Origin of the sequence: Pseudoalteromonas sp. (assembly GCF_018402495.1) — a bacterium.
Classification (GTDB): Bacteria; Pseudomonadota; Gammaproteobacteria; order Enterobacterales; family Alteromonadaceae; genus Pseudoalteromonas.
On sequence record NZ_JAGYIU010000001.1, the window covers coordinates 201,449 to 227,387 of the forward strand.

A 25,939-nucleotide genomic window follows, 5' to 3' on the forward strand; every position below is an offset into this window, starting at 1 on the left:
TCAAGTATGCTTGCCTACCTTATTATATCTTACACTTGTTGGCTAATTCAGTTGCTTGTTTTATATACTTATATCGGATGAAGGTATAAAGTTTAGAGTAATTAGCTGAGTGCGATAAAGCCAGATGATGTTGGTCGTTATTTTGTGCTTTTACTTTTCCAGTTACAAAATGAAAGATTAGGTACTGTGAAATTTATACAATTGTTGAGTCTGATAAGGAAGTTAAATGTTACCTAAAGATAATGAAATGATTTTTATAGAAAAAAGTACAAGATGGGTATTAGGGTTTATCCTAATTTCAGTTTCAATTGCTTTTTATTATTATAATAATGCTTTTGGTTGGTTTAGCCCTGCAGCAAATCGGGGCGATTGGGGAGCTATGGGGGATTATTTCGGTGGTTTAGTTAATCCGATTTTATCTTTCGCGACTATTTTACTTCTCTTATTCTCTATAAAAATTCAAGTTAAAGAATTAAAAGCGACTACACAAGAATTAAAAGAGACTAAGGAGGTACATCAGGAGTCCGTTATAGCTCAAGATCGAAACTTGATGTTTACTCCCCTTACAAAAAGAATAGATCAAATTATTAATGATATTCAGGAGCTAAATGGTCAACCAATAATAAGTATGGACAATATAGAAAGTAACATCCAGTTTGTAGAAAAGCATTCAAATTTATTTGATTTAAATAAAAAAGGGCTAAAAGGATTTGAGTCCATGAATCACTCCTTCAAAGCAAAGTATAAAGAGGGCTTAGTTAAGAATTTAAACGAGTTAAAAAGAAGTCTTTTTAAAATGAATATGATTTTAAGTGAACTATATAGAGTTAGAACACCAAAGATAGCATTTATTACTGATGACTTAGAGAATTTAGCTAACTTTTTAATAGGACTAACTAGTAATTTGGAAGCTGAATTTGATGCTAGTTTAAAATACAATGATATAGACGTTATCGCAGGTTTAAAAAAGGATGTTTCAAAGCTAGATGAGTATTTATATTCAGAAAGATTTCAATAAGATTAAAAAGGTCCCTAAGGGTCCATTCCCTATCAATATACAATTAAAGTTTAACTAATACGCGTTTATTTTAAAATTTTTAAGGTCTCGGTATATGTATAGCCTACGTTTAACCCAGAAATACTCAGCGCTGACAACTTAAAGCTATAAACTTTTCTCCCAATCACATTGTTTTACCAGCTCAAACCAAGGGCTGTTAAAGTCTTTAGCGACAATAGGAGCGGGTAAGGTTACAGCTATATCTAGTTTGTTGGCTAAATAGCGCGCGACCAGTTGTTTCATTTTATCACTTTCTAATTGCTCATACGCTGTTTGTAACTGTTGTTTGTCTTTTTGACGTATAAAGCCCTCAGTCAAATTTTTGTAGCCTATTTCAAGCCAAAGAAGTAATGCTTGTTTTGTTTCGTTGGGAAAGGCATGGGTTAATGTGGCTGTTGGGCTATAGAGTCGCTCAAAGTTAATTTGCTGCTCTTGGATCAAAAAAACCATTAATAAATTAAGTCCGGTTGAGATTTGCCCCGCGCGCTTATCAATGTTTTGGTTATTATTTAATGCACTTCTAAAATAGCGTTCAGCGTCGGCTATATTGCCTTCATCAAGTGCTATATAACCTAAATTACTTTCTATGAGCGCAATTATATTTGTTAGCGCTAAGCGTTTAGCCAATGGATAGCTCTTTTTGTAAAGTGCCTTTGCTTCAATAAGATCGTTCTGTGATCTTGCCAAAAGAGCCATGCTGTTCGTTAAAGTTAACCGTTGGCGGTCGTTGTGTGCATATTGATAAGCACACTTAAACGAATGGTGTGCATCGGTTAGATACTCTGCATGGCGAAGCCAAATACCTAACGCGCTCAAAATAGTGGTCAAATTTTGTTTGAAGTAGTCAGTTTGGTGATAATTAAATACGTCCTCAATAGACTTGTAGAGTTGATCGTACTGACTTGTAGGTACAGCTGCTCTGGCATATAAAAGATGCCATCGAATGGCCAGTTTAGGCGGTAATTTATCTCGTGCTGAAAGACTTTCTAGAATTTTAATCGACTGAGCGGGGTTTACGATAAGATAATCTTCAGCTTCATCTAAGTGACGCTCAAAGTCAGCGAAATCACTAGCAATGACTTGTGTGCAAATTAATAATGCAAAGCAACAAACAATGAATAATCGCAACAGCGTCACCTTTACAGCATAGTATTGTACTTATAACTATAGTTATCGGTGTTGACAAAGCAATACTATTAAAAGGTACAGATGTTGAAAAAAGGTATTATAAAGCGACTAAAAAGCCCTAATGCTATAAAAGTTTAGGGCTTTTTTATACAATTAAGTTTTCGCTAACACATTTAACTTTAACGTGTCGTTGGGTTTCGTTTTACTCAACCCAACCTAGGTTTAAAATCAATCTGCTTAGTAGCGGATAGCTAAAAACAGCTCTTTAATCATCAATCGAGCGCAGTAGGGCATTAATGCCCACTTTTTCGCGAGTTTGTTTGTCTACTTTTTTCACAATAATAGCCGCATACAAGCTATGGCTGCCATCTTTTGAAGGCAGTGCACCTGGAACCACAACTGCGCCGGCAGGTACGCGGCCATAGTGAATTTCACCGGTTTCACGGTCGTAAATACGGGTACTTTGGCTGATGTAAACACCCATTGAAATAACGGCGCCTTCTTCAACAATTACGCCTTCAACAATTTCTGAACGTGCGCCAATAAAACAGTTGTCTTCAATGATGGTAGGATTCGCTTGTAACGGCTCTAAAACGCCGCCTATGCCTACGCCGCCAGATAAGTGTACATTCTTACCAATTTGAGCACATGAGCCCACAGTCGCCCATGTATCGACCATGGTGCCATCGTCAACAAATGCACCTATGTTTACGTACGAGGGCATTAATACGACATTTTTACCTACAAAGCTGCCTTTACGAGCAACGGCGTTGGGTACGACGCGCATGCCGCCTTGCTGAAATTGCTCCGGCGTGTAGTCGCTAAATTTAAGCGGTACTTTGTCGTAAAATTGGTTTACGCCGTCGTTCATTGGCTGATTTTCACGAATTCTAAATGAAAGTAGTACTGCTTTTTTAAGCCACTGGTGAACAACCCATTCGCCTGAAATTTTCTCTGCAACGCGAGCAGCGCCGCTATCTAATAGCTCAAGCGCATCTATAATCGCTTGTTTAACATCGCTTGATACTGTAGCAGGGCTAATGCTATCGCGGTTATCCCACGCATTTTCAATCATGGTTTTTAAATCTGACATAGTGTCCTCTTATTCAATTTCGGCGTTGAGTTTTTTACGTAATGCCTGATGAATTTTTGCTTGCTCTTCATCAGTCAGCGCTTGATATTCGTTATTTGATACCACAAAGAAATCTTCTGCACGTTCACCTACCGTGGTAATACGTGCGGCATGTATGTGGAGTAAGTAAGCTTGAAAAACCTCGGCTATTTTAGTTAATAGCCCAGGTATATCGACCGCTTGAATTTCTATTAAGCTACGATCCTTACGAGGGTGCGGGCGCAGTACAATTTTAGGTTTAATATTAAAGTCTTTAAAACGTTGTGATCGGCTCTTTTTAAAGCGTATTTTTTTACGTGGATCATGAAGCGCTTGCTCTAATCCGCGTTTAATCGATTGTGCGCGGCTACTGGCAATCGGGTCGCCATTAACTTCTAAAATAACAAAGTTAAATAGTACGTAGCCATCTTTGGTGGTCAGTACTTGGGCGTGCTGAATTTGCGCTTTTTTAGAGCCAATAACACTAACCAGTCGAGCAAAGAGCGCGCCTGAATAGGGGCTATAAGCAAACACTTGGGTACCGCCATGCATCGCTTTATTAGAAACGATAACACTGGGCTGGCTTAAATCAGTACACTTGAGTAAGTGCTCAGTATGCCAAGAAATTTGTTGCTCACTAAAAGCGGTAAAGTAATTTGCTTTAAAACGGCTCCAAATTAAGTCAATTTGCTCCTCGTGATAATGCAAATTAAGCAGGCGTTGCTTAGCTTGGTGCTTTTTATCACGAATTTGGTCGCGTTGATCCATTGGGTTTTCAAGCCCAAGGCGCAAGGCGCGCTGTGTGTGCAAATAAAGCTCGCGCAGCAGCGTGTTTTTCCAGTCATTCCATAGGTTGTCATTGGTGGCTCGAATATCAGCCACTGTTAAACAATAGAGGTAATCGAGTTGGCGTTCGGTTTTTACTCGCGATGCAAAATCTTTTATTACATCGGGATCGTTAATATCTTTACGTTGCGCAGTTACTGACATAAGTAAGTGATTGCTTACTAACCACGCTATGAGCTTACCATCTGAAGAGGCAAAGCCATGCAGCTTTGAAAACGCTATGGCATCAACAGCGCCCAGCTCTGAGTGATCGCCACCACGCCCCTTAGCAATATCATGAAAAATACCAGCCAAATACAGTAATTCGGGTTTATCCATGCGCGTAACTATTTCACTGCAAATTGGAAAGTCACTAATGCTGGTTTTATCGAAGTATTGGTAAATATTATTAATTAATTTATGGGTATGTTCATCTACGGTATAGGCATGAAACAAATCAAACTGCATTTGGCCAAAAATATTGCGCCACTGCGGAAGGTAAGCCGCAATCATGCCGTGCTTATGCATCAGCGTAAACGCACGGCCCATGCCGTTAGGGTGCTTTATAATGCGTAAAAAAGCTTCGCGGCACGCGGCGTAATCTTGTAAGTCACCTAATAAGCGACGACGTACTTGGCGGATAGTTCGAATGGTGCTTGGGTATATATGGGTAATTTCTGGGTGATCAGCAATGTGCTCAAATAATACAAAAAGTTGGTCACGCCTAAAAAATACTGACGGACTTTTTACCCGAATTTGATGGCCAACGCGTTCAAAATTACGATCAAGTTCTTCAACAGTGGCTTGGCTGCTGTCTGGTGAAATACTTTGCTCAAAGTACGAAAGTAGCATTTGATTAAGTTCACGAACCCGGCTCATTATTCTGAACAAGCGTTTCATCATGCGCTCAACAGAGGCTTTACCATCACTACCAAAACCCAAAATTTCAGCCGCTTGCGGCTGGTGATCAAACAATAAACGGTTTTCTGAGCGACCTGCGGCTAAATGCAAAGCAAAGCGAATATTCCATAAATTTTCAAGGCACTCTAACAGTTCTTGGTATTCTTCGTGAGTTAGGTAGCCGTGATTTATCAGCTCTTGCAGGGTTTCGGCTCTAAAGTGTTTTTTTGCAACCCAAATAATGGTTTGTAAATCGCGCAGCCCGCCTGGATTTTCTTTTATATTAGGCTCTAAATTATAAGCCGTACCATGACATTTTTTGTGGCGTAAATTTTGCTCTTGTACTTTTGCAACAAAGAACTCTCCAGAGCCCCATACAGGCCTTTCGATGAGGTGACTTTTGAGCTTTTCGAATTCAATATGGTTGCCGAAAATTAATCGGCTTTCTAGTAGGCTGGTGGCAAAGGTAACATCTTCACGTTTTTGCTCTATGGCTTGTTCAATGGTGCGTACACTGTGACCTATTTCTAAATTAAGATCCCACAGCATAGTGACAAACTGGCCAATTTTTTCGCAAATATCGTCATTGGGTTGCTGGGTAACAAGCAGTAAAAAGTCAATGTCGGAGTAGGGATGAAGTTCACCGCGACCATAACCTCCTACAGCAATTAAAGCGAGATCTGGCTCGTGGGCTAAATCGAAAACATGAAAGAGTTTAATCAGTAACCGGTCTATAAATTCTGCACGGGCGTTTATTAGATTACCAACGGGTTGTTTTGAGAATTCATTATGCAACCATTTATAAAAATAGGCGGAGCAATCGCGGTATTCGCTAAGTTGCTGAGCATCATTGAGCAACTTTTTTACTTTGTTAGGTAATGCCACTTAGGCTGGCTCCTATATATGGACTGCATTATAAGTCTTGGATTAAGTTATTTTTATACAGTGTTTGCTGCAAAGGGAATAAATCATGTTATTTCCCTTTGCAGCAAACCACTTAATCTGTACGCAGGCTAAAGCCTGTTATTACTATGATTAAGCACACACTACTATTAGTGCTCGATGATTCTATCGATAGTATCATCCGATCGTAGTGTTAAAATTTCAACACCATTTTCAGTTACCAGTAAGGTATGTTCCCACTGAGCTGATAAACTACGGTCTTTTGTTACCACAGTCCAGTCGTCTTTTAGTAATTTACATTGGCGTTTGCCTGCATTGACCATGGGCTCGATTGTTAAACACATACCGGCTTGTAATGTTTCGCCTGTACCTGGTTTTCCGTAATGCATTACTTGAGGTTCTTCGTGAAATTCTTTGCCAATACCGTGCCCGCAGTATTCACGTACGATAGAGTAATTAAAGCTCTCTGCATATTTTTGAATAGCTGCACCAATATCACCAAGGCGAACACCCGGTTTTACCATTTTAATCGCAAGGTAAAGGCTTTCTTGAGTTACCTCTGCAAGGCGTTTACCTTGAATGTTAGGTGTGCCAACATGAAACATTTTTGAAGTATCACCATGATAGCCATCTTTTATAACGGTAATATCAATGTTAACACTGTCGCCATCTTTTAGTGGTTTATCGTTTGGGATCCCATGACAAATGACATGGTTTACCGAGGTACAAATTGATTTTGGAAAACCATGATAATTTAATGGGGCAGGGACTGCATCTTGCACATTAACAATATAATCATGACAAATTGTATTTAGCTCATCGGTGGTGATACCCGGTACCACATGTGGTTCGATCATTTCTAGCACATCAGCAGCTAAACGGCCAGCTACACGCATTTTCTCGATTTCTTCAGGGGTCTTAATCACAGCGCTCATTGAGGCTCCAAAGTTGCGTTTTTAGATGATTATCGTCGCACAATTTTTGCACGAGACGTTGAGTATTTATTTTTAATATGGTATAAAGCGCGCCGTCTTTTTACAAATAAATTCTTTAATGATTTTTTGTATTTAAGGCAAACACAATTTTATTTTAACACACACACGTATCGTCACATACACTTGGGTGCATTTCAGTTTCATTTAACTGCGGTGTTGGTGCTATGGGATATGTGGAGGCCTAACCCTAAACAACTTAGAGGATTTACAAAATGGCAAACGTTTCAATGCGCGATATGCTTCAAGCTGGTGTTCACTTTGGTCACCAAGCACGTTACTGGAACCCTAAGATGAAGCCTTTCATCTTCGGCGCACGTAATCGTGTACATATCATCAACCTTGAGCAAACTGTACCAATGTTCAACACTGCACTTAAGTTTTTATCAAGTGCTGCTGCAAACAAAGGTAAAGTTCTTTTCGTTGGTACTAAGCGCGCAGCAAGCGAAGCAGTAAAAGAAGCTGCTTTACAAAGCGATCAATTCTTCGTTAACCACCGTTGGTTAGGCGGCATGTTGACTAACTGGAAAACAGTTCGTCAATCAATCAAGCGTCTTAAAGACCTTGAAGCTCAAAGCCAAGACGGTACTTTCGAGAAGTTAACTAAGAAAGAAGCGTTAATGCTTACTCGTGAAATGGAAAAGCTTGAAAAGAGCCTTGGTGGTATTAAAAACATGGGTGGCCTTCCAGACGCTATCTTTGTAATCGATGCTGACCACGAGCACATTGCTATCCGTGAAGCTAACAACCTAGGTATCCCAGTTGTTGCAATCGTAGATACTAACTCTAACCCAGACGGTGTTGATTACATCGTACCTGGTAACGACGATGCTATCCGTGCAATCAACCTTTACACTAGCGCTGTTGCAGCTGCGATCACTGAAGGCCGTGAGAGTAACATCGTTGCTCAAGCTGAAAAAGATGACTTCGTAGAAGCTGAATAATTAGCTGTCATCAAGTCTTCATCTTTTTAAGATGAAGACTTGCTATTCTTGTGGAGCGGGTAACCCGCTTATCTAAACCTGATTTCAGATTTGAGGATTTACTAATGGCTGTAACTACTGCCCTAGTTAAAGAATTACGCGAGCGTACTGGCGCTGGCATGATGGATTGTAAAAAAGCGTTAACTGAGACTGATGGTGACATCGAGTTAGCGATTGAAAACATGCGTAAGAGCGGTGCTGCAAAGGCTGCTAAAAAAGCAGGTAACATCGCTGCTGAAGGTACTATCATCATCAAGCAAAACGCGGGTGTTGCTGTACTTGTGGAAGTTAACTGTCAAACTGACTTCGTTGCTAAAGATGCAAGCTTCTTAGCATTTGCTAATAAAGTAGCTGATGCTGCGATTGCTGACACGACTTCTATCGAAGACTTACAAGCTAAGTTTGAAGAAGACCGTGTTGAGCTAGTAACTAAAATTGGTGAAAACATCAATGTACGTCGTCTTCAGTACATCACTGGTGAGCAACTAGTTGAGTACCGTCACGGCGAGCGTATTGGTGTTGTTGTTGCAGGTGTTGCTGATGAAGAAACACTTAAGCACGTTGCAATGCACGTTGCTGCTTCAAGCCCAGACTACCTAACGCCTGATGACGTACCTGCTGATGTTGTTGAAAAAGAAAAGCAAGTACAAATCGACATCGCGATGAATGAAGGCAAGCCTGCTGAAATCGCTGAGAAAATGGTTGTTGGTCGTATGAAGAAATTTACTGGTGAGGTTTCGCTTACTGGTCAAGCTTTCATCATGGAACCTAAAAAATCTGTTGGCGAAATTCTTAAAGAGAAAAATGCAACAGTGACTGGCTTTGTACGTATGGAAGTTGGTGCAGGTATTGAGAAGAAAGAAGAAGATTTTGCTGCTGAAGTTGCTGCTCAAATTGCCGCTGCTAAAGCTAAGTAAGATTGACTATTTGTGATGCAAAAGGAAAATACATGCAATTAAAGTACTATTTGCTTTTGCGTCACGCTTAGAAATTCTTTAAAATAACCGCGCTTTTATGTTTAACATAAGCGCGGTTATTTTTTATCCATAATTTAATAAAAGTTGGCCCCAAAACTATGACTATCAATCGCAAACCTATTTTTAGACGTGTTCTTCTCAAATTAAGTGGTGAAGCTTTAATGGGAGACGAAGGCTTCGGCATCGACCCTAAAGTTTTAGATCGTATGGCACAAGAAATTAAAGAACTTGTAGAGCTCGACGTAGAAGTGGGTTTAGTTATTGGTGGCGGTAACTTTTTACGTGGAGGCTCACTCGCTGAAGCGGGTATGAACCGCGTTGTTGGTGACCACATGGGTATGCTTGCAACCGTCATGAATGGCCTTGCTATGCGTGATGCGTTGCACCGTGCCTTTGTAAATTGCCGTTTAATGTCAGCCATTCCTTTAAATGGCGTATGTGATGCATATAACTGGGCAGAAGCCATTAGCTTATTAAAAACAGGTCGCGTTGTTATTTTTGCAGCCGGTACGGGTAACCCGTTCTTTACGACTGATTCAGCAGCGTGTTTACGTGGCATTGAAATTGAAGCTGACACAGTCATTAAAGCGACCAAAGTAGACGGAGTATTTAGCGATGATCCGGTTAAAAATCCAGATGCGACACTTTACCGTCACTTAAGCTACAATGAAATTATTGATAAAGAACTAAAAGTAATGGATTTAGCGGCATTTACATTAGCTCGCGACCATAATATGCCATTGAGCGTATTTAATATGAATAAATCAGGCGCATTAAAACGCGTAATAATGGGTGAAGAAGAAGGAACCCTTATTTCTTCACAAGCCTCAGATGAAGTTAGTAACTAGATTAGGATTAAACCGTGATTAACGATATTCAAAAAGATGCGCAAGCGCGCATGCAAAAAAGTGTAGCAGCACTTGGTAGTCAATTATCTAAAATTCGTACTGGCCGTGCTCATCCTGCAATTTTAGACGGCATCATGGTGTCGTACTACGGCGCACCAACACCGTTAAACCAAGTTGCAAATGTAACAATTGAAGACTCACGTACATTGGCTATTGGTGTATTTGATAAATCATTAGCGCAAGCTGTTGAAAAAGCCATTATGGCCTCTGATCTTGGTTTAAATCCAATGTCTGCAGGTACAGTGATCCGTGTACCACTTCCTCCATTGACTGAAGAACGTCGTAAAGATTTAATTAAAATCGTACGTGGTGAAGTAGAAGGCGGTCGTGTTGCTATTCGTAACATTCGTCGTGATGCAAATGGCGATATTAAAAACTTATTAAAAGATAAAGACATCTCTGAAGATGAAGCACGTCAAGCTGAAGATGCAATTCAAAAAATCACAGATAAGTTTATTAAAGAAATGGATACACAACTAACAGCAAAAGAAGCTGAGTTGATGGAAATCTAAGCGCGTAAAATTATTAGTTTTGAAACGCCGTCTGGGGTATACTAGGCGGCGTTTTTTTATGGAATACACAAAAATTTATGGTTCTAGACGCTGATACAATTTCACAGCAATGTTTACCTAAACATGTTGCCATCATCATGGATGGTAACGGGCGTTGGGCGCAAGCTAGAAATAGACCTCGTGTATATGGGCATAAAAAAGGCGTGGATGCAGTTCGTCAATCCGTGCAGTTTTGTACTAAATTAGGAATACAATCGTTAACCTTATTTGCTTTTAGTAGTGAAAACTGGCGCCGCCCTGAAGACGAAGTAAATACTCTTATGGAGCTTTTTTTATTTGTATTAAGCAAAGAAGTTAAAAAGCTGCATAAAAATAACGTAAAACTAACCATCATTGGAGATTTATCTCGATTCTCTGAAAGCTTGCGCGCTAAAGTACATACAGCTCAAGAACTAACAGCGAACAATACTGGGCTGCACTTAAATGTTGCGGCAAATTACGGTGGTCGCTGGGATATGACTCACGCTGCTAAGCAAGTTGCTTTACAAGTAGCGAATGGAGAAATTGACCCAGCAGATATTACAGAAGAACATATTGCACAGCATATGAGTATGGCAGATCAAGCTCAGCCTGATTTATTGATCCGTACCGGTGGCGATGTCAGAATTAGTAACTTTTTACTTTGGCAGGCAGCCTACGCTGAGCTTTATTTTACCAATACACTTTGGCCTGATTTTAATGAAGCTGCTTTTGCAGAGGCCATTGCATGTTACGTTGCCAGAGAGCGACGTTTTGGTTGCACGGGCGAACAAATAAAACAATTACTCGCTCAAACCTAAAATAGATTAAGGGTCATCATTTTGTTAAAACAACGTATTTTAACCTCACTCGTGCTAGCGCCATTAGCACTGGCTTTGGTTTTTTACACCCCACTAACGTTATTTAGTTATTTTGCGGGTGCTATTGTATTAATGGGCGCGTGGGAATGGTCTGCCTTTATGGGACTATGCGATAAGCTAAAACGTGGCGCCTTTGTGTTATTAGTGGCTGTATTACTAGGGTTACTCAATTTGCATTGGCCTATAGAGACTTTATGGCAAGATGGCAAGCTTGTAGGCGATGCTAATTACTTATTCACTTTATCGTTTTCGTGGTGGTTGGTAGCCAGTTATTTAGTGTGGCGTTACCCTGCTATGGCGAAAGGGTGGAACGAAGGGGTTGTGATGCGCGGCATTGCTGGTTTTTTGACCTTGGTACCGCTATGGCTTGCACTTAACACACTGCGTAGTGCGCAATATACGGAATCTACTCACTATGGCTCTATGCTCATTTTAGTTGTATTAGGTATTGTATGGAGTGCCGATATTGGCGCTTACTTTACAGGTAAAAACTTTGGAAAACATAAACTAATGCCTAAAGTTAGCCCAAATAAAACCATTGAAGGCCTCGCAGGTGGTGTGGTCGCTGCGGTTTTATTTGTACTGGCTTTTTGTTATTACACCGATGTTGATACTTCTGTATGGCCTATTTATGCTGTTATGACGGCATTTATTGCCTTGTTTTCGGCGGTAGGTGATTTACTCGAGAGTATGTTTAAGCGTGAAGCGGGGCTCAAAGATAGCGGCAGTTGCTTACCAGGACACGGTGGTATTTTAGATCGCATTGATAGCTTAACGGCAGCAGCACCCATGTTTGTTATTTGCTTTGCGTGGACACTTAGTTTATGAGTGCTGTGCAACAACTGGTTATTTTGGGTGCAACGGGGTCGATAGGCCTTAGCACGTTAGATGTTGTTGCAAGAAACCAACAGCAATTTCAAGTTTTTGCATTAGCCGCAGGGCAAAATGCAAAAAAAATGGCTGAACTGTGTATAGCTCATCAGCCTCGTTATGCTGTAATGGTATCTGAATCGGCGGCTAAGCAGCTTTCTGCGCTTTTAAAGCATGAGAGTAAAACGCAAGTAATGCATGGCGAGAAAGCCATGAGTGAGCTCTGTGCTCATGTTGATGTTGATACGGTTATGTCAGCGATTGTTGGTGCAGCCGGATTACTACCTACCTTGAGCGCTGTTGAAGCGGGCAAAAAAGTACTGCTTGCCAACAAAGAGTCACTGGTGATGTCGGGTCAGTTATTCATTGATAAAGTTAAAAAGCATCAAGCAACCTTATTACCCATCGACAGCGAGCATAATGCTATTTTCCAGTGTTTACCCAGTGCTTTACAAAATACGCAAGGGCAAGCAAGGCTTGAGCAACATGGGGTTAGCAAAATTTTATTAACTGGCTCAGGTGGCCCGTTTTTAAATCGCGATATCAATACCCTTAACACCGTTAGCGTCAGTGAAGCCGTTGCTCATCCTAATTGGTCTATGGGGCAAAAAATATCAGTAGACTCAGCGACGATGATGAACAAAGGTTTAGAGTTTATTGAGGCTAAGTGGTTATTTAACTGCAATGCAAGCGATATTGATGTGGTGATTCATCCACAAAGTATTATCCATTCTATGGTGCAATACCAAGATGGTTCTATTTTAGCGCAAATGGGCAATCCTGATATGCGTACACCTATTGCACATGCACTTGCGTATCCAGAGCGTATTGATGCGGGTGTTAAGCCGTTAAATTTTTCTGATATTTGTGATTTTTCGTTCACTAAACCTGATTTCTCGCGTTACCCCAATTTAAAGCTTGCGATTGCAGCCTGTGATGCAGGCCAAGGAGCCACCACGACCGTTAATGCAGCAAATGAGATTGCAGTCAATGCGTTTTTACAGGGGCAGATTGGGTTTACGGATATTTACAAAGTCAATGCGAAAACATTAGACGCTGCAGCGTTTTCCAATGTGCAAACTCTCGATGAAATTTTAGAGTGTGACCGTTTGGCACGTATGAGCGCAACCCAGTTTATAACCGAAATGGTGCACTAAGATGTTTGATTTTTTTTGGAATTTAGGTTCGTTTATACTCGCGTTAGGCATTTTAGTAACCGTTCACGAATATGGTCATTTTTGGGTTGCGCGCAAAGCGGGTGTAAAGGTGCTGCGCTTTTCAATTGGTTTTGGTAAACCCTTATTAAAATGGCACGATAAATATAATACTGAGTACGTTATTGCGGCAATCCCATTGGGCGGTTATGTGAAAATGCTCGACGAGCGTGTTGATGAAGTACCTGCCAGCCAACGTCATTTATCGTTTAATGCAAAATCTGTTCAAGCCCGCATAGCCATTGTGGCGGCAGGGCCTGTGGCGAACTTTTTATTCGCTATTTTTGCTCTAGCAGTGATGTACATGGTGGGTGTGCAAACCATAAAACCAGTTGTGGGCAGTGTTGTTGAAGGAAGCCGAGCTGAACAGGCGGGTATTATGCCGAGTCAGCAAATTATTAAAATTGGTGATGATGAGATTGCTAATTGGCAAGATGCGACCTTTTCTTTGATGTCTCATTTAGGTGATAAAAGCGTTGCCGTAACCTTACGCAACGAAAATTATCAGCAAACAGTGCAAACGCTTAACCTTGATGGTTGGAAGCTTGATCAACAAGATGTACCACCGCTCAGTTCGATAGGTATTGTACCGTTTCGTCCTCAGGCAACCTTGGTTATTGCCGCTATTACTAAAGACTCAGCTGCCGAACAGGCTAATTTACAAGTTAACGACGTTATTTTAGCTGTGAATGGTGAAACAATGAGCAGTTGGCAGCAATTAGTTAATCTTATTACTCAATCGGCTAACAAATCCTTACAATTTAGTGTAAAAAGACAAGATAGTATAAAAACAATAACAGTCACTCCAAAGAGCAGGGTCGTCAGTAATGGCATAGAGCAAGGTTTTTTGGGTGTTGCTCCGGTTGTAGAGCAGTGGCCTGATGATTTTGTAGAGACTAGACATTATGGGCCACTAGATAGTATTGTGCTGGGCACAAAAGAAACATGGCGTTTAATTACGCTGAGTTTTGACATGATAGGTAACTTAGTAACTGGTCAAGTGTCAGTTAAAAACCTAAGTGGGCCGGTCGGCATTGCAGTAGGCGCTGGTAATAGTGTTAGTTATGGTTTTGTTGCATTTTTAAGCTTTTTAGCTTTGATAAGTGTTAATTTGGGAGTATTTAATTTACTTCCTCTGCCAGTGCTAGATGGCGGGCACTTAATGTATTACATAATTGAACTTTTTCGTAAAAAACCAGTCTCTGAAAAGACACAAGAGTTTGGTTTTAAAGTGGGAGCCCTGCTACTCATTTTTCTAACATGTTTCGCTTTGTTCAATGATGTATCGCGCTTATAACTTTTTAGTGTGGTAACGACAAATTAGAACACGATTGTAAAGCTCGTAACTATTTAGTTTTCGATGCTAAGCGGTAATACAGTTGTAAAGGATATAGATAATAAAATGGCTATAAAAAAACATTTGGTGGTTTCAAGTTTATTGGGTGCAAGCTTTGCAGCCCTAGGCCAAAACTCCTTTATTGTTGAAGATTTAAAAGTTGAAGGGTTGCAACGTGTCGCACTAGGTGCTGCATTAACGCATATTCCTATTAACGTGGGCGACAATATTGATGAATATACAATTTCAAAAACAATTAAGTCACTTTATCGCTCAGGTCACTTTGACAATATAAAAGCGTTGCGTGATGGTAATAACGTTATTTTTAAAGTAACTGAACGTCCAACCATTAGCTTTATTGAATTTGAAGGCAATAAAGACATAAAAGATGAGCAGTTAAATCAGTCACTCGATCAACAAGATATTCGCCAAGGTGAGCCGCTTGATAAAACGGTTATTGATAACATTGAAAAAGGCTTAGTTGAGTTTTTCCACAGTATTGGTAAATACAATGCAAAAGTGGACATCAGTGTTACAAAATTGCCACGTAATCGCGTTAAGTTAAAACTTGAATTTGATGAAGGCGATGCGGCCTCTATCCGTCAAATTAACTTAGTAGGTAACGAGCTTTTCTCAAACGAAGAGTTATTGCAACTTGTTGAGTCTAAGCAAGATTTACCTTGGTGGCAGTTTATGGGTAGCGACCGCTATCAAAAACAAACCATTGAAGGCGATTTAGAGAAGATTCGCAGCTTTTATTTAGACCGTGGCTATTTACGTTTTAACATTGACTCAACTCAGGTATCAGTTAGCCCTGAGCGTGAATCTGTGTATGTAACGGCAAATATTACCGAAGGCGTTAAATACAAAGTCAAAGGCTTTGATTTTATCGGTGATTTACTCGGTCGCGAAGAATTAATCAAAAGTGTTATTCCACTTCGTACCGGCGAGCTTTATAACGGCTCAGTGGTAACTTCTTCAGAAGAATTTATCAAAAGCTACTTGGCGCGTTTTGGTTATGCCAATGCAGAAGTTCGTACGATTCCTGAAATTGATGATGAAAATCAAGAAGTACAATTGACTTTGTCTGTTGATCCAGGCAAGCGTGTATACGTTCGTCGTATCATTGTTAGTGGTAATCAAAATACGGCTGATGAAGTATTGCGCCGTGAAATGACACAGCTTGAAGGGGCATGGTTATCAAATCAAAACCTCGAGCGCTCTAAATTACAAATTCAACGCCTACCTTATATGGAAACAGTTGATTTTAATGTGGTGCCTGTCCCTGGTGTTGACGATCAGGTTGACGTTGATTTTAATGTAAAAGAGCAATCAGCTGGTAGCTTTAATGCAGGCCTTGCTTATGGTTCATACTTAGGTTTGCAATTTAATATTGGTGTAACTGAATCTAACTTTTTAGGTACAGGTAACCAAATTGGTTTTAACATCAATACCTCACGCGGTTCTGAACGTGTCAGTGTGTCTTATACCGACCCTTATTTTACGCCTGATGGTGTATCACAAGGTAGCAGTATTTTTTACAGTAACTACGATGCCAGCCAGTTTAGCTTGATTGATTATAAGTCAAAAAGTTACGGCTTAGGAACAAACATTGGTTTCCCAATTGATGCCATTAACCGTATTAACTTTGGCGCACGTTGGATAGAAGAAGAGTTATCAGACATTGCTGAATATGAGCAAACGCGGGTATTACGAGATACTTTTCGGGATCCTAACAACCCAGATAAGGGCTTTGAGTTTACAAAGTACGAGTTAAGTGTTGGTTGGTCACGTATCACAGTTAACCGTGGTTTATTCCCAACGGCAGGTTCACGACAAACACTAAACTTAACAGCGACAACACCAAACTCTGATTTAAAGTACTTTAAATTAAATTATGACTCGCGTTTTTACTGGCCGATTTCTAACGATCATCGTTGGGTTTTCTCAACGCGTGCTGCATTAGGTTATGGTAATGGTTATGGCTCTACCAACGGCTATGATCAAACTTTACCGTTCCAAGAATACTTCCGTATCACTGAAATGGAATTACGTGGCTTTGATAGAAATACCATTTTACCGCGTGCTGTTTCGCGTATACCGCAATCAATACCAGGTACGCCAGATGCAGATGGTGGTTCAACAGGCAACATAGGGGCAGCACCTGAATTTGACATATTAGTACCACAAGGACGTATAGGTGGTAATGCCAAAGCCGTGGCGGGTATGGAACTTATTGTTCCTACACCGTTCTTGGATGAAGAAAATACCAGTTCAGTACGAACCAGTTTTTTTGTTGATGCTGCTAACGTATGGGATACAGAGTTTAGCGTTGATCGTTATCAAAACTTAGATATCGATGAGCGCGCTAAATTAGATGACTACTCAGACCCGATGCGCTTTAGGGTTGCAACCGGTTTATCATTACAGTGGATCTCACCTATGGGTCCGATGCTGATCAGCTTTGCGTACCCGTTGCAAAAAGAAGAAGATGACGATACCAAGACCATCAGTTTCAATATTAGTAACACTTTCTAAAGGAGTTTTTTGTGAAAAAATTATTTAAATCAACAGCAGTTGTAGTTTTAGCGACACTTATGATGGGTACATCCGTTAATGCTTTAGCCCATAAAGTAGGTGTTGTGGATATGCAAGAAATCTACAAGCAGCTTCCACAAATGGCTAAAATTGAACAGTCATTACAAACTGAGTTTGCTGAGCGCCGTCAAGAGCTTGAAAAGCTACAAGGCGACATTCGTTTTGAAGCTGAAAAATTTAAGCGTGAAAGCACCACAATGAGCCAAGAGCAAAAAGATGCATTACGTGATAAAATTCAAGGTATGCAACAGAATCTTGCTGAAAAAGGTCGTCCTCTAGAGCAAGAAATTAAAGCACGCCAAAATCAAGAGTTAGCTAAGATACAAACTTTAATCATTGAAACTATTCAAGAGATTGCTAAAAAAGGTGACTTCGACGAAGTAAAAGTAAAAGACACAACAATTTACTTTAATCCTAAGAAAGTAACGGATCTTTCTGAAAAAGTTGTAGCAGCTGTAAGTAAGAAATAATAAATCTATGCAAAATTATACGCTTTCGCAAATTGCGGAACTTCTAAGCGCCGAGCTACAAGGTGATGGCGCTTTAGAAATTAAAAAAATAGCAACACTTGCAAATGCCCATACTGGGCATATTGCATTTTTAGCGAACAAGAAATATCGCTCTCAGCTTGAAACAACGAAAGCCAGTGCTGTGATACTGAGTCCTGAGGATGCGCCTTATTTTTCAGGCAACAAAATCATCGTCGCCAATCCGTATGTGAATTACGCTAAACTCGCTCAGTTAATGGATACCACGCCACGTAGTGCCATTAGTGGTATACACCCAAGTGCGGTTATACATGCCAGTGCGCAAGTCAGTAAAAGCGCAGCCATAGGCGCAAATGTTGTAATTGAAGCTGACGCTGTGATTGGCGATAACGTACAAATTGGTCCGAACAGTTTTATTGGTGAACGTGTTAAAATAGGCTCAGGCACCAAACTATGGTCAAGTGTGAGCGTTTATCATGATGTTGAGATTGGCGCAGACTGTTTATTTCAAGCGAATACTGTTATTGGCAGCGACGGTTTTGGTTATGCGAATGAACGTGGTCAGTGGCTTAAAATTCCGCAACTGGGCTCTGTGATTATTGGCGATAAAGTCGAAATTGGTGCAAGCACCACCATAGATCGTGGTGCACTCGATGACACTATTATTCACAGTAACGTTATTATTGATAATCAGTGTCAAATAGCACACAACGTTGAAGTTCAGTCAGGCACGGCTATTGCCGGTTGTACTGTACTTGCAGGCAGTGTCAGCATAGGTAAAAATTGCCAGATTGGCGGCATGACCGCAATTAACGGTCACATGTCTGTATGTGATGGTGTTATAATTACTGGTATGAGTATGGTGACTAAATCAATCACCGAACCGGGTATTTACTCATCCGGTATGCCTCATACGACTAACAAAGAATGGCGAAAATCAATTGCTCATTTGCGTAACCTTTCAGACATGAAGTCACGTCTAAAAGCGCTTGAAGCATTGAATAAGTCATGAACGTTGAACACTAATAAGGATGCTATTTTGGCAAACGAATTAAATAGCCTTGATATTCAAGAAATTTTAAGTTTATTACCACACCGTTACCCGATGCTATTGATTGATCGCGTTATAGATTTCACCCCAGGTGAATCGTTACATGCAATTAAAAACGTATCGATTAATGAACCCATTTTCACCGGCCACTTCCCAAATCAGCCGATTTTTCCTGGTGTGCTAATATTAGAGTCAATGGCGCAAGCAACGGGTCTATTAGGGTTTAAAACGGTTGAAAATCGTAGTGAAAACGAACTTTACCTATTTGCAGCCGTAGACAATGCTCGTTTCAAGCAGCCGGTTGTGCCAGGTGATACCATGCATCTTCATGTTAAGTTTTTAAAAGAGCGTCGTAACATATGGAAATTTGCGGCTGAAGCTAAAGTTGACGGCAAAACAGTGTGTAGCGCCGAAATCATGTGTGCTAGAAGAGAGTTTTAATTGTGATCCATGCTACGGCAATAATCGAACCGGGTGCAAAACTTGGTAACAATGTGTCAGTTGGACCATACAGTTACATCGGTAATGATGTTGTTATTGGTGATGACTGTATTATTGAGTCTCACGTTGTTGTTAAAGGGCCTGCTACTATTGGCTCTGGTAACCATATTTTTCAGTTTGCTTCTGTGGGTGAAGCCTGCCAAGACAAAAAATATAACAACGAACCAACAAGCTTAATTATTGGCGACAATAATGTTATTCGTGAATGTGCGACTATTCATCGCGGTACAATCCAAGATGAAGGTGTTACCAAAATAGGTAGCAATAACTTATTTATGGCTTATACTCACGTTGCACACGATGCAGTGATTGGTGATAACGTTATTTTTGCAAATAATGCCAGTGTAGCGGGTCACGTTCATGTTGGCGACTGGGTTATTTTAGCGGGTAACTCGGGGATACATCAATTTTGTAAAATTGGTGCGCATGCATTTGTTGGTATGTATTCAGGTGTTAATAAAGACGTCCCTCCCTTTGTTACCACCATTGGTATGCCCGCAGGGCCTGCTGCAATCAATACCGAAGGCATGAAACGTCGTGGTTTTGAGAGCGATGAGATAATGGCTGTGCGCCGTGCTTATAAAGCGTTTTACCGTAGGAGCTTAAGCGTTGATGAAGCGATAGAATCGCTTTCAGAAGACGCAGAAAAATACCCAGCGGTGCAGCTGATGATTGATTTTGTTAAAAGCTCAGAGCGCGGTATCGTGCGTTAATACAGAGCATTTTAATTTATAAAAAACCACCTCTGAGTAATCAAGGTGGTTTTTTATTAGCTGATATTTGATTAATAACTCAGCCATGAAGAGCGTGTTGCTATGTTTATTAAATTCAGTCTCTACTCAGGCTTACCTTATTACACTCCCTACACATTTTCCTATAAGTATAAACAATGAAACTGACAAAGTGGGTTCAATAGTGTCGGTTATTTTGATTGCATTTAGTACTCTAATAGCGAGCGCTTTAGTCAGCAATAAAACGGTTAAGGACTAAAAACGGACACGGCTAGCGCATTTTAATTCCAAATTCTAACAGGGTTGAGCGATAATCATCGTTTAGCCTGCCATTTTCTTTTTTCTCGCCATACTGGCTGTTTTAGTTATATTTCGTTTAAATAACGCCATGGCTAATTTTACGTGACTAAGGTGATTACTATGCCTTGATCTGGTCACTACATGTTCTATAAGTTCAATTTATAATGATTTTGCCGTGATAACGCTATGTTTTTAAAAACGAAAAGTGTAGCAGCAATAGTTGTACTGCGCTAAAGGGTATCTAGCGCGGCAAATACCCCTACTTAAGTGACAGTCATGAGGTTAGGTCAGTAAAACTAATGAGCTGCGTTAAAACGGCTAATTTAAAGCGTTTAACCTAGCCTTAAAACACGGTAAACTAACCGGTATGAACGCCGGGTTTACTTGTGAAAAAATAGCAAATGAAAAAAGATAAAAAACAACTACGAATTGGTATTGTGGCAGGTGAGCTGTCGGGCGATATTTTAGGTGAAGGCTTAATTAAAGCACTCAAAATATACTTTCCAAATGCTATTTTTGAAGGAATAGCTGGGCCTAAAATGCAAGCACAAGGCTGCAAAACGCTGTTTGATATGGATGAGTTGTCGGTTATGGGCTTGGTTGAAGTCCTAGGCCGTTTACCGCGTTTGCTAAAAATCCGCAAACAGTTAGTACAGCACTTTATTGATAATCCTCCTGATGTATTTATAGGCATTGATGCGCCGGATTTTAATTTACGTGTAGAAAAACCGTTAAAAGACGCAGGCATCAAAACCGTGCAATACGTAAGCCCTTCAGTGTGGGCGTGGCGTGAAAAACGCATTCACACTATAAGTGCAGCAACTAACTTAGTATTGGCTTTATTGCCTTTTGAAAAAGAATTTTACGACAAACACCAAGTACCTTGTACTTTTGTAGGTCATACATTAGCTGACGACATTGCACTTGAGCACGACGATAGCCAAGCCCGCAGCCAACTAGGCTTAAGTGCTGATGACAAGGTGTTAGCGTTATTGCCCGGGAGCCGTGGCTCAGAAGTGGGCTTGTTAAGTGAAACTTACATAAAAACAGCGGCGCAGTTACAAGCGCAGAACCCAGCGCTTAAAGTCGTTGTGCCACTGGTGAACGAAAAGCGTAAAGCCCAGTTTATTGCTATTTTAAATGCCACAGCGCCCTCACTTAATGTTAACCTACTAGATGGCCAATCAAATTTAGCCATGCAAGCTGCCGATGCTATATTGCTTGCATCAGGCACAGCGACCCTAGAGGGCATGTTATATAAAAAGCCAATGGTGGTGGGTTATAAAATTAAACCCATGAGTTATTGGATTTTTAAAACCTTATTTACTTTTAATATTAAATATTTTTCGTTACCCAACTTATTGGCAGACGAAGAGTTAGTACCAGAGTTTTTACAAAGTGAATGTAATGTGGCTAATTTAACCGCGGCGCTCACTCCTATGCTCAATAGCGATAATACAGAATTAAAAGCCCGCTTTTTAGCCATACATGAAAAAATTAGATTAGATGCAAGTAAACAAGCAGCAAATGCCGTGGCGGAGTTAATAAATGCAAATTGAACGACCTAATGTAACCTTAATAGCTGGTGTAGATGAAGTGGGTCGTGGACCGCTGGTAGGCGATGTGGTAACTGCTGCTGTTATTTTAAACCCTGCTAAGCCAATTGTAGGCCTTGCCGATTCTAAAAAGTTAACGGATAAAAAGCGTCAATTATTAGCCATTGAAATAAAAGAAAAAGCGCTTTGTTATGCTATTGGCCGTTGTAGCTCCAGTGAAATAGATGAGCTAAATATATTACAAGCCACCATGCTTGCCATGAGCCGCGCAGTGGAAGCACTTAGCACGGTGCCTGAGTTTGTGTTTGTAGATGGTAACCGCCTGCCTAAATTAGCTATGCCTGCGCAAGCGGTGGTGAAAGGCGATAGCCTAGTAGCTGAAATATCTGCAGCCTCAATCTTAGCTAAAGTTGCTCGCGACGATGAAATGATTGAACTTGATGCGCGCTATCCACACTATGGATTTGCGGGGCACAAAGGCTACCCAACTAAAGCCCATTTTGCAGCGCTTGAACAATACGGTGCGATAGATGAGCATCGCAAGAGCTTTAAACCTGTGCAGCGTGTGCTTGCGCTTTCGGGTAAGGAGTAAGTATGGCGGCTCCTGAATTTGTACATCTAAGAGTTCACTCAGACTTTTCAATGGTTGATGGTTTGGCAAAAACCAAACCAATAGTCGCTAAAGCACAAGAGCTTGAAATGCCAGCGTTGGCAATTACCGATCAAATGAACTTTTGTGGTCTGGTGCGTTTTTATGGCGCAGCGCATAATGCGGGTATTAAGCCGATTGTTGGTGCGGATTTTTGGGTACGTAGTCCAGAATTCCCCGACGAACCAAGCCGATTAACATTATTAGCCAAAGATAATATTGGCTATAAAAATATCACTTTATTGATCTCGAAGGCTTATCAACGCGGCCATGTGTTTCATCGTCCGGTTATTGACCGTGAGTGGTTAGTTGATTTAAAAGAGGGGCTTATCATACTCTCGGGCGCCAAAGATGGCGATTTAGGAAAAGCCTTAATAAAAGGTAACCCCGCTATTGTTGAGTCGGTGGTCAGTTTTTATAAGCAGCACTTTAGCGATCATTATTATATTGAACTTATTCGTAGTAACCGCGCTCAAGAAGAAAATTATTTGCACATGGCGGTGGAGCTTGCAACAAATGAGCAATTGCCAGTAGTGGCCACCAATGAAGTGGTATTTTTAAAACCTGAAAACTTTGAAGCTCATGAAATTCGAGTGGCTATTTTTGATGGTTACACGCTAGATGATAAACGTCGACCAAAGCGTTTTTCACAAGAGCAATACCTGAAAACGCCTGAGCAAATGGCCGAGTTATTTAGTGATATTCCAGAGGCACTGCAAAACACCGTAGAAATTGCAAAACGTTGTAATGTTACTGTGCAATTAGGTGAATACTTCCTACCTGATTACCCTACAGGCTCACTAAAAATTGATGAGTTTTTGGTTAAAGTCTCACAAGATGGCCTTGAAGAACGATTACAATTTTTGTTCCCTGATGAACAAGAACGCCAAGAAAAACGTGGCGAATACGATGCGCGTTTAAAAACTGAACTTGACGTAATTAACCAAATGGGATTTCCGGGTTACTTCTTGATCGTTATGGAGTTTATTCAGTGGAGTAAAGATAACAATATTCCTGTAGGCCCAGGGCGTGGTTCAGGTGCGGGCTCGTTAGTGGCTTATGCGCTTAAAATTACCGACCTCGATCCGCTCGAGTTTGACTTACTCTTTGAGCGCTTTTTAAACCCTGAGCGTGTTTCTATGCCCGACTTTGACGTCGACTTTTGTATGGATAGACGTGATGAGGTAATTGATCACGTATCGGCCTTATATGGCCGTGATGCAGTATCGCAAATTATTACCTTTGGTACCATGGCAGCAAAAGCGGTAATTCGCGATGTGGGCCGTGTACTTGGCCATCCGTATGGGTTTGTTGATCGTATTTCTAAGCTTATTCCGGGTGACCCTGGGATGACACTGGCAAAAGCATTTGACGTAGAGCCCCGCTTACAAGAAGCCTACGACGGCGATGAAGAAGTTAAAGACTTAATCGACATGTGTCGTATTCTTGAGGGCTGTACCCGTAATGCCGGTAAACACGCCGGGGGTGTTGTTATATCGCCCACCACGATTACCGATTTTGCGGCGCTTTATTGTGATGACGAAGGTAAGTTTCCAGTTACCCAGTTTGATAAAAACGATGTAGAAACTGCAGGTTTGGTTAAGTTTGACTTTTTAGGCTTACGAACGCTCACCATATTACAGTGGGCGCTGGATATGACCAATGAGCGCTTAAAGCGTGAAGGCAAACAGCCGGTTGATATCAACACCATTCCATTGGATGATAAAAAAAGTATTGAGTTACTGCTGCGCGCTGAAACCACCGCGGTATTCCAGCTAGAATCACGCGGCATGAAAGACCTAGTTCGCCGATTAAAGCCCGATTGCTTTGAAGATATGATAGCCCTAGTGGCCTTGTTCCGCCCAGGTCCACTGCAATCAGGCATGGTAGATAACTTTATTGACCGTAAATTGGGTCGAGAAGAAATTTCATACCCCGATGCGCAATATCAACACGAAAGTTTAAAGCCCATTCTTGAGCCGACATACGGCATTATTTTGTATCAAGAACAAGTTATGCAAATAGCGCAGGTGCTGGCCGGTTATACACTGGGCGGTGCCGATATGCTACGTCGTGCTATGGGTAAGAAAAAGCCCGAAGAAATGGCAAAACAGCGTTCAACCTTTGAAGAGGGCGCACGTAATAATGGCATTGATGGCGAGCTGGCGATAAAAATATTCGACTTAGTTGAAAAGTTTGCGGGTTACGGGTTTAACAAATCTCACTCAGCAGCTTATGCATTAGTATCGTATCAAACGCTGTGGATGAAAACGCATTATCCGGCCGAGTTTATGGCGGCGGTAATGTCGGCTGATATGGACAACACCGACAAAATAGTAACGCTGGTGGATGAGTGCGAAAACATGAAACTCACCTTGTTACCGCCTGATGTAAACGCGGGTGAATACAAGTTTACTGTTAACCTTCAAGGTGAAATTGTTTATGGCATAGGGGCAATTAAAGGTGTGGGTGAAGCCCCCGTTGATGCCATATTGGAAGCACGAGCAAAAGGCGGTCCATTTAAAGACCTATTTGATTTTTGCGCCCGTGTTGATTTAAAACGCTTAAATAAACGTGTCACTGAAAAATTAATTTATGCAGGTGCATTAGACCAACTAGGGCCTGAAAAAAATCAACCTGGGCGAGCAACGCTACTTGCCAGTTTAAAAGATGCGATGCGTGCTGCCGATCAGCACAACAAAGCTGAGTTATTAGGACAAAGTGATTTATTTGGCTTACTTGCTACAGAGCCAGATGAAGTAGAGCAAGCGTTTATAAAAGCCACACCGCTTACGGATAATCAGTGGCTAGACGGTGAAAAAGACACCCTAGGCCTTTACTTAACAGGTCACCCTATAAACCAGTATCGACGAGAGCTTGGGCATTACACCAGTGGTCGACTCATCGATTTACAACCGACTAATCGCGATGTGGTCTCAACTGGTGCAGGTTTAGTGATTGCAGCGAGAACCTTAATTAATAAAAAAGGAAATCGTTGGGGGCTGATAACTTTAGATGACAAAAGCGCCCGAATTGATGTACGCTTGTTTCCAGAACAGTTTGAAATGTACCAAGATATGTTGCAAATCAACAATATTTTGGTGATATCCGGACAGGTCAGCTTTGATAACTTCTCTGGTGGTATTACAATGACCGCCAGAGAAATAAACACCATTGCTCAGGCGCGTGAAAAGCGTATAAAAGCGATTAAGATGACGCTGAATATGGTGCAGATCGAGGCTGGTTTCTTCGATAAATTACAAAAAGTACTCGAACCATACAAAATGGGAACGTGTCCGATCAAGGTATATTATCAACGCCCCGATGCGTTGGTGCAATTAACCCTAGGGATCGAATGGTGTGTTACGCCAAGTGACGACTTAATTCATAAGTTATCGCTGATGGCAGCGCAAAATGTAGAACTAGAATTTAACTAATTAGGTAGTTTAG

General features: G+C 40.9%; 21 protein-coding genes. 17 read left to right on the plus strand and 4 right to left on the minus strand.

Annotation, left to right across the window (positions count from 1 at the left end):
• Positions 1-226: 226 nt before the first annotated feature.
• A complete protein-coding gene (locus tag KG708_RS00930) occupies positions 227-1,018 on the plus strand; it encodes a hypothetical protein (RefSeq protein ID WP_213607711.1) in 792 nt (263 codons plus the stop codon).
• A gap of 144 nt (positions 1,019-1,162) precedes the next feature.
• Here KG708_RS00930 and KG708_RS00935 read toward each other — a convergent pair whose 3' ends face one another.
• The 4 genes from KG708_RS00935 to map all read right to left on the minus strand — a co-directional run bounded on the left by KG708_RS00935 (position 1,163) and on the right by map (position 6,859).
• Entirely contained in the window at positions 1,163-2,185 is a 1,023-nt protein-coding gene (locus KG708_RS00935; RefSeq protein ID WP_213607712.1) for a tetratricopeptide repeat protein, read from the minus strand.
• A gap of 265 nt (positions 2,186-2,450) precedes the next feature.
• Positions 2,451-3,278, minus strand: coding sequence for a 2,3,4,5-tetrahydropyridine-2,6-dicarboxylate N-succinyltransferase (dapD, locus tag KG708_RS00940; RefSeq protein WP_008467531.1), 828 nt, complete (start codon positions 3,276-3,278; stop codon positions 2,451-2,453).
• Positions 3,279-3,287: 9 nt separating this feature from the next.
• Positions 3,288-5,906, minus strand: coding sequence for a [protein-PII] uridylyltransferase (gene glnD / locus KG708_RS00945; RefSeq protein WP_016899280.1), 2,619 nt, complete (start codon positions 5,904-5,906; stop codon positions 3,288-3,290).
• 167 nt (positions 5,907-6,073) lie between these two features.
• Positions 6,074-6,859 (minus strand): type I methionyl aminopeptidase, encoded by a 786-nt coding sequence (gene map, locus KG708_RS00950; protein ID WP_213607713.1) that lies wholly within the window; start codon positions 6,857-6,859, stop codon positions 6,074-6,076.
• A gap of 272 nt (positions 6,860-7,131) precedes the next feature.
• Between map and rpsB the strand changes: the two genes are divergently transcribed.
• The 16 genes from rpsB (at position 7,132) to dnaE (ending at position 25,926) form a co-directional block, all read left to right on the plus strand.
• A complete protein-coding gene (gene rpsB / locus KG708_RS00955; RefSeq protein WP_008467525.1) occupies positions 7,132-7,860 on the plus strand; it encodes a 30S ribosomal protein S2 in 729 nt (242 codons plus the stop codon).
• Positions 7,861-7,964: 104 nt separating this feature from the next.
• Positions 7,965-8,816 carry a translation elongation factor Ts gene (gene tsf, locus KG708_RS00960; protein ID WP_213607714.1) on the plus strand — a complete coding sequence of 284 codons (852 nt, stop codon included), beginning with the start codon at positions 7,965-7,967 and terminating at the stop codon, positions 8,814-8,816.
• A 158-nt stretch (positions 8,817-8,974) separates the two neighbouring features.
• Positions 8,975-9,724 carry a UMP kinase gene (gene pyrH, locus KG708_RS00965; protein WP_016899281.1) on the plus strand — a complete coding sequence of 250 codons (750 nt, stop codon included), beginning with the start codon at positions 8,975-8,977 and terminating at the stop codon, positions 9,722-9,724.
• 14 nt (positions 9,725-9,738) lie between these two features.
• On the plus strand, positions 9,739-10,296 hold the full coding sequence (gene frr, locus KG708_RS00970; protein ID WP_008467521.1) for a ribosome recycling factor: 558 nt from the start codon (positions 9,739-9,741) through the stop codon (positions 10,294-10,296).
• Between the two features lie 77 nt (positions 10,297-10,373).
• On the plus strand, positions 10,374-11,135 hold the full coding sequence (locus KG708_RS00975; protein WP_213607715.1) for an isoprenyl transferase: 762 nt from the start codon (positions 10,374-10,376) through the stop codon (positions 11,133-11,135).
• A gap of 21 nt (positions 11,136-11,156) precedes the next feature.
• Positions 11,157-12,023 carry a phosphatidate cytidylyltransferase gene (locus tag KG708_RS00980; RefSeq protein ID WP_213607716.1) on the plus strand — a complete coding sequence of 289 codons (867 nt, stop codon included), beginning with the start codon at positions 11,157-11,159 and terminating at the stop codon, positions 12,021-12,023.
• Positions 12,020-13,222, plus strand: coding sequence for a 1-deoxy-D-xylulose-5-phosphate reductoisomerase (gene ispC / locus KG708_RS00985; protein WP_213607717.1), 1,203 nt, complete (start codon positions 12,020-12,022; stop codon positions 13,220-13,222). The genes KG708_RS00980 and ispC overlap by 4 nt, the downstream gene beginning before the upstream one ends.
• A gap of 1 nt (position 13,223) precedes the next feature.
• Positions 13,224-14,576 (plus strand): sigma E protease regulator RseP, encoded by a 1,353-nt coding sequence (rseP, locus tag KG708_RS00990; protein WP_213607718.1) that lies wholly within the window; start codon positions 13,224-13,226, stop codon positions 14,574-14,576.
• Positions 14,577-14,681: 105 nt separating this feature from the next.
• Positions 14,682-17,153, plus strand: coding sequence for an outer membrane protein assembly factor BamA (bamA, locus tag KG708_RS00995; protein WP_213607719.1), 2,472 nt, complete (start codon positions 14,682-14,684; stop codon positions 17,151-17,153).
• Positions 17,154-17,164: 11 nt separating this feature from the next.
• Positions 17,165-17,683: an OmpH family outer membrane protein gene (locus tag KG708_RS01000; RefSeq protein WP_213607720.1), complete on the plus strand. Its 519-nt coding sequence runs from the start codon at positions 17,165-17,167 to the stop codon at positions 17,681-17,683.
• A gap of 7 nt (positions 17,684-17,690) precedes the next feature.
• Entirely contained in the window at positions 17,691-18,713 is a 1,023-nt protein-coding gene (lpxD, locus tag KG708_RS01005; RefSeq protein WP_213607721.1) for a UDP-3-O-(3-hydroxymyristoyl)glucosamine N-acyltransferase, read from the plus strand.
• Positions 18,714-18,740: 27 nt separating this feature from the next.
• The gene (gene fabZ / locus KG708_RS01010) at positions 18,741-19,193 is read left to right on the plus strand and encodes a 3-hydroxyacyl-ACP dehydratase FabZ (protein ID WP_008110974.1); all 453 of its coding nucleotides are present in this window, start codon (positions 18,741-18,743) and stop codon (positions 19,191-19,193) included.
• A gap of 2 nt (positions 19,194-19,195) precedes the next feature.
• Positions 19,196-19,966 (plus strand): acyl-ACP--UDP-N-acetylglucosamine O-acyltransferase, encoded by a 771-nt coding sequence (gene lpxA, locus KG708_RS01015; protein ID WP_213607722.1) that lies wholly within the window; start codon positions 19,196-19,198, stop codon positions 19,964-19,966.
• A 719-nt stretch (positions 19,967-20,685) separates the two neighbouring features.
• A complete protein-coding gene (gene lpxB, locus KG708_RS01020) occupies positions 20,686-21,843 on the plus strand; it encodes a lipid-A-disaccharide synthase (protein ID WP_213607723.1) in 1,158 nt (385 codons plus the stop codon).
• Positions 21,833-22,432, plus strand: coding sequence for a ribonuclease HII (rnhB, locus tag KG708_RS01025; protein WP_213607724.1), 600 nt, complete (start codon positions 21,833-21,835; stop codon positions 22,430-22,432). The genes lpxB and rnhB overlap by 11 nt, the downstream gene beginning before the upstream one ends.
• Before the next feature lie 2 nt (positions 22,433-22,434).
• Positions 22,435-25,926 (plus strand): DNA polymerase III subunit alpha, encoded by a 3,492-nt coding sequence (dnaE, locus tag KG708_RS01030; protein WP_213607725.1) that lies wholly within the window; start codon positions 22,435-22,437, stop codon positions 25,924-25,926.
• Positions 25,927-25,939: the final 13 nt, after the last annotated feature.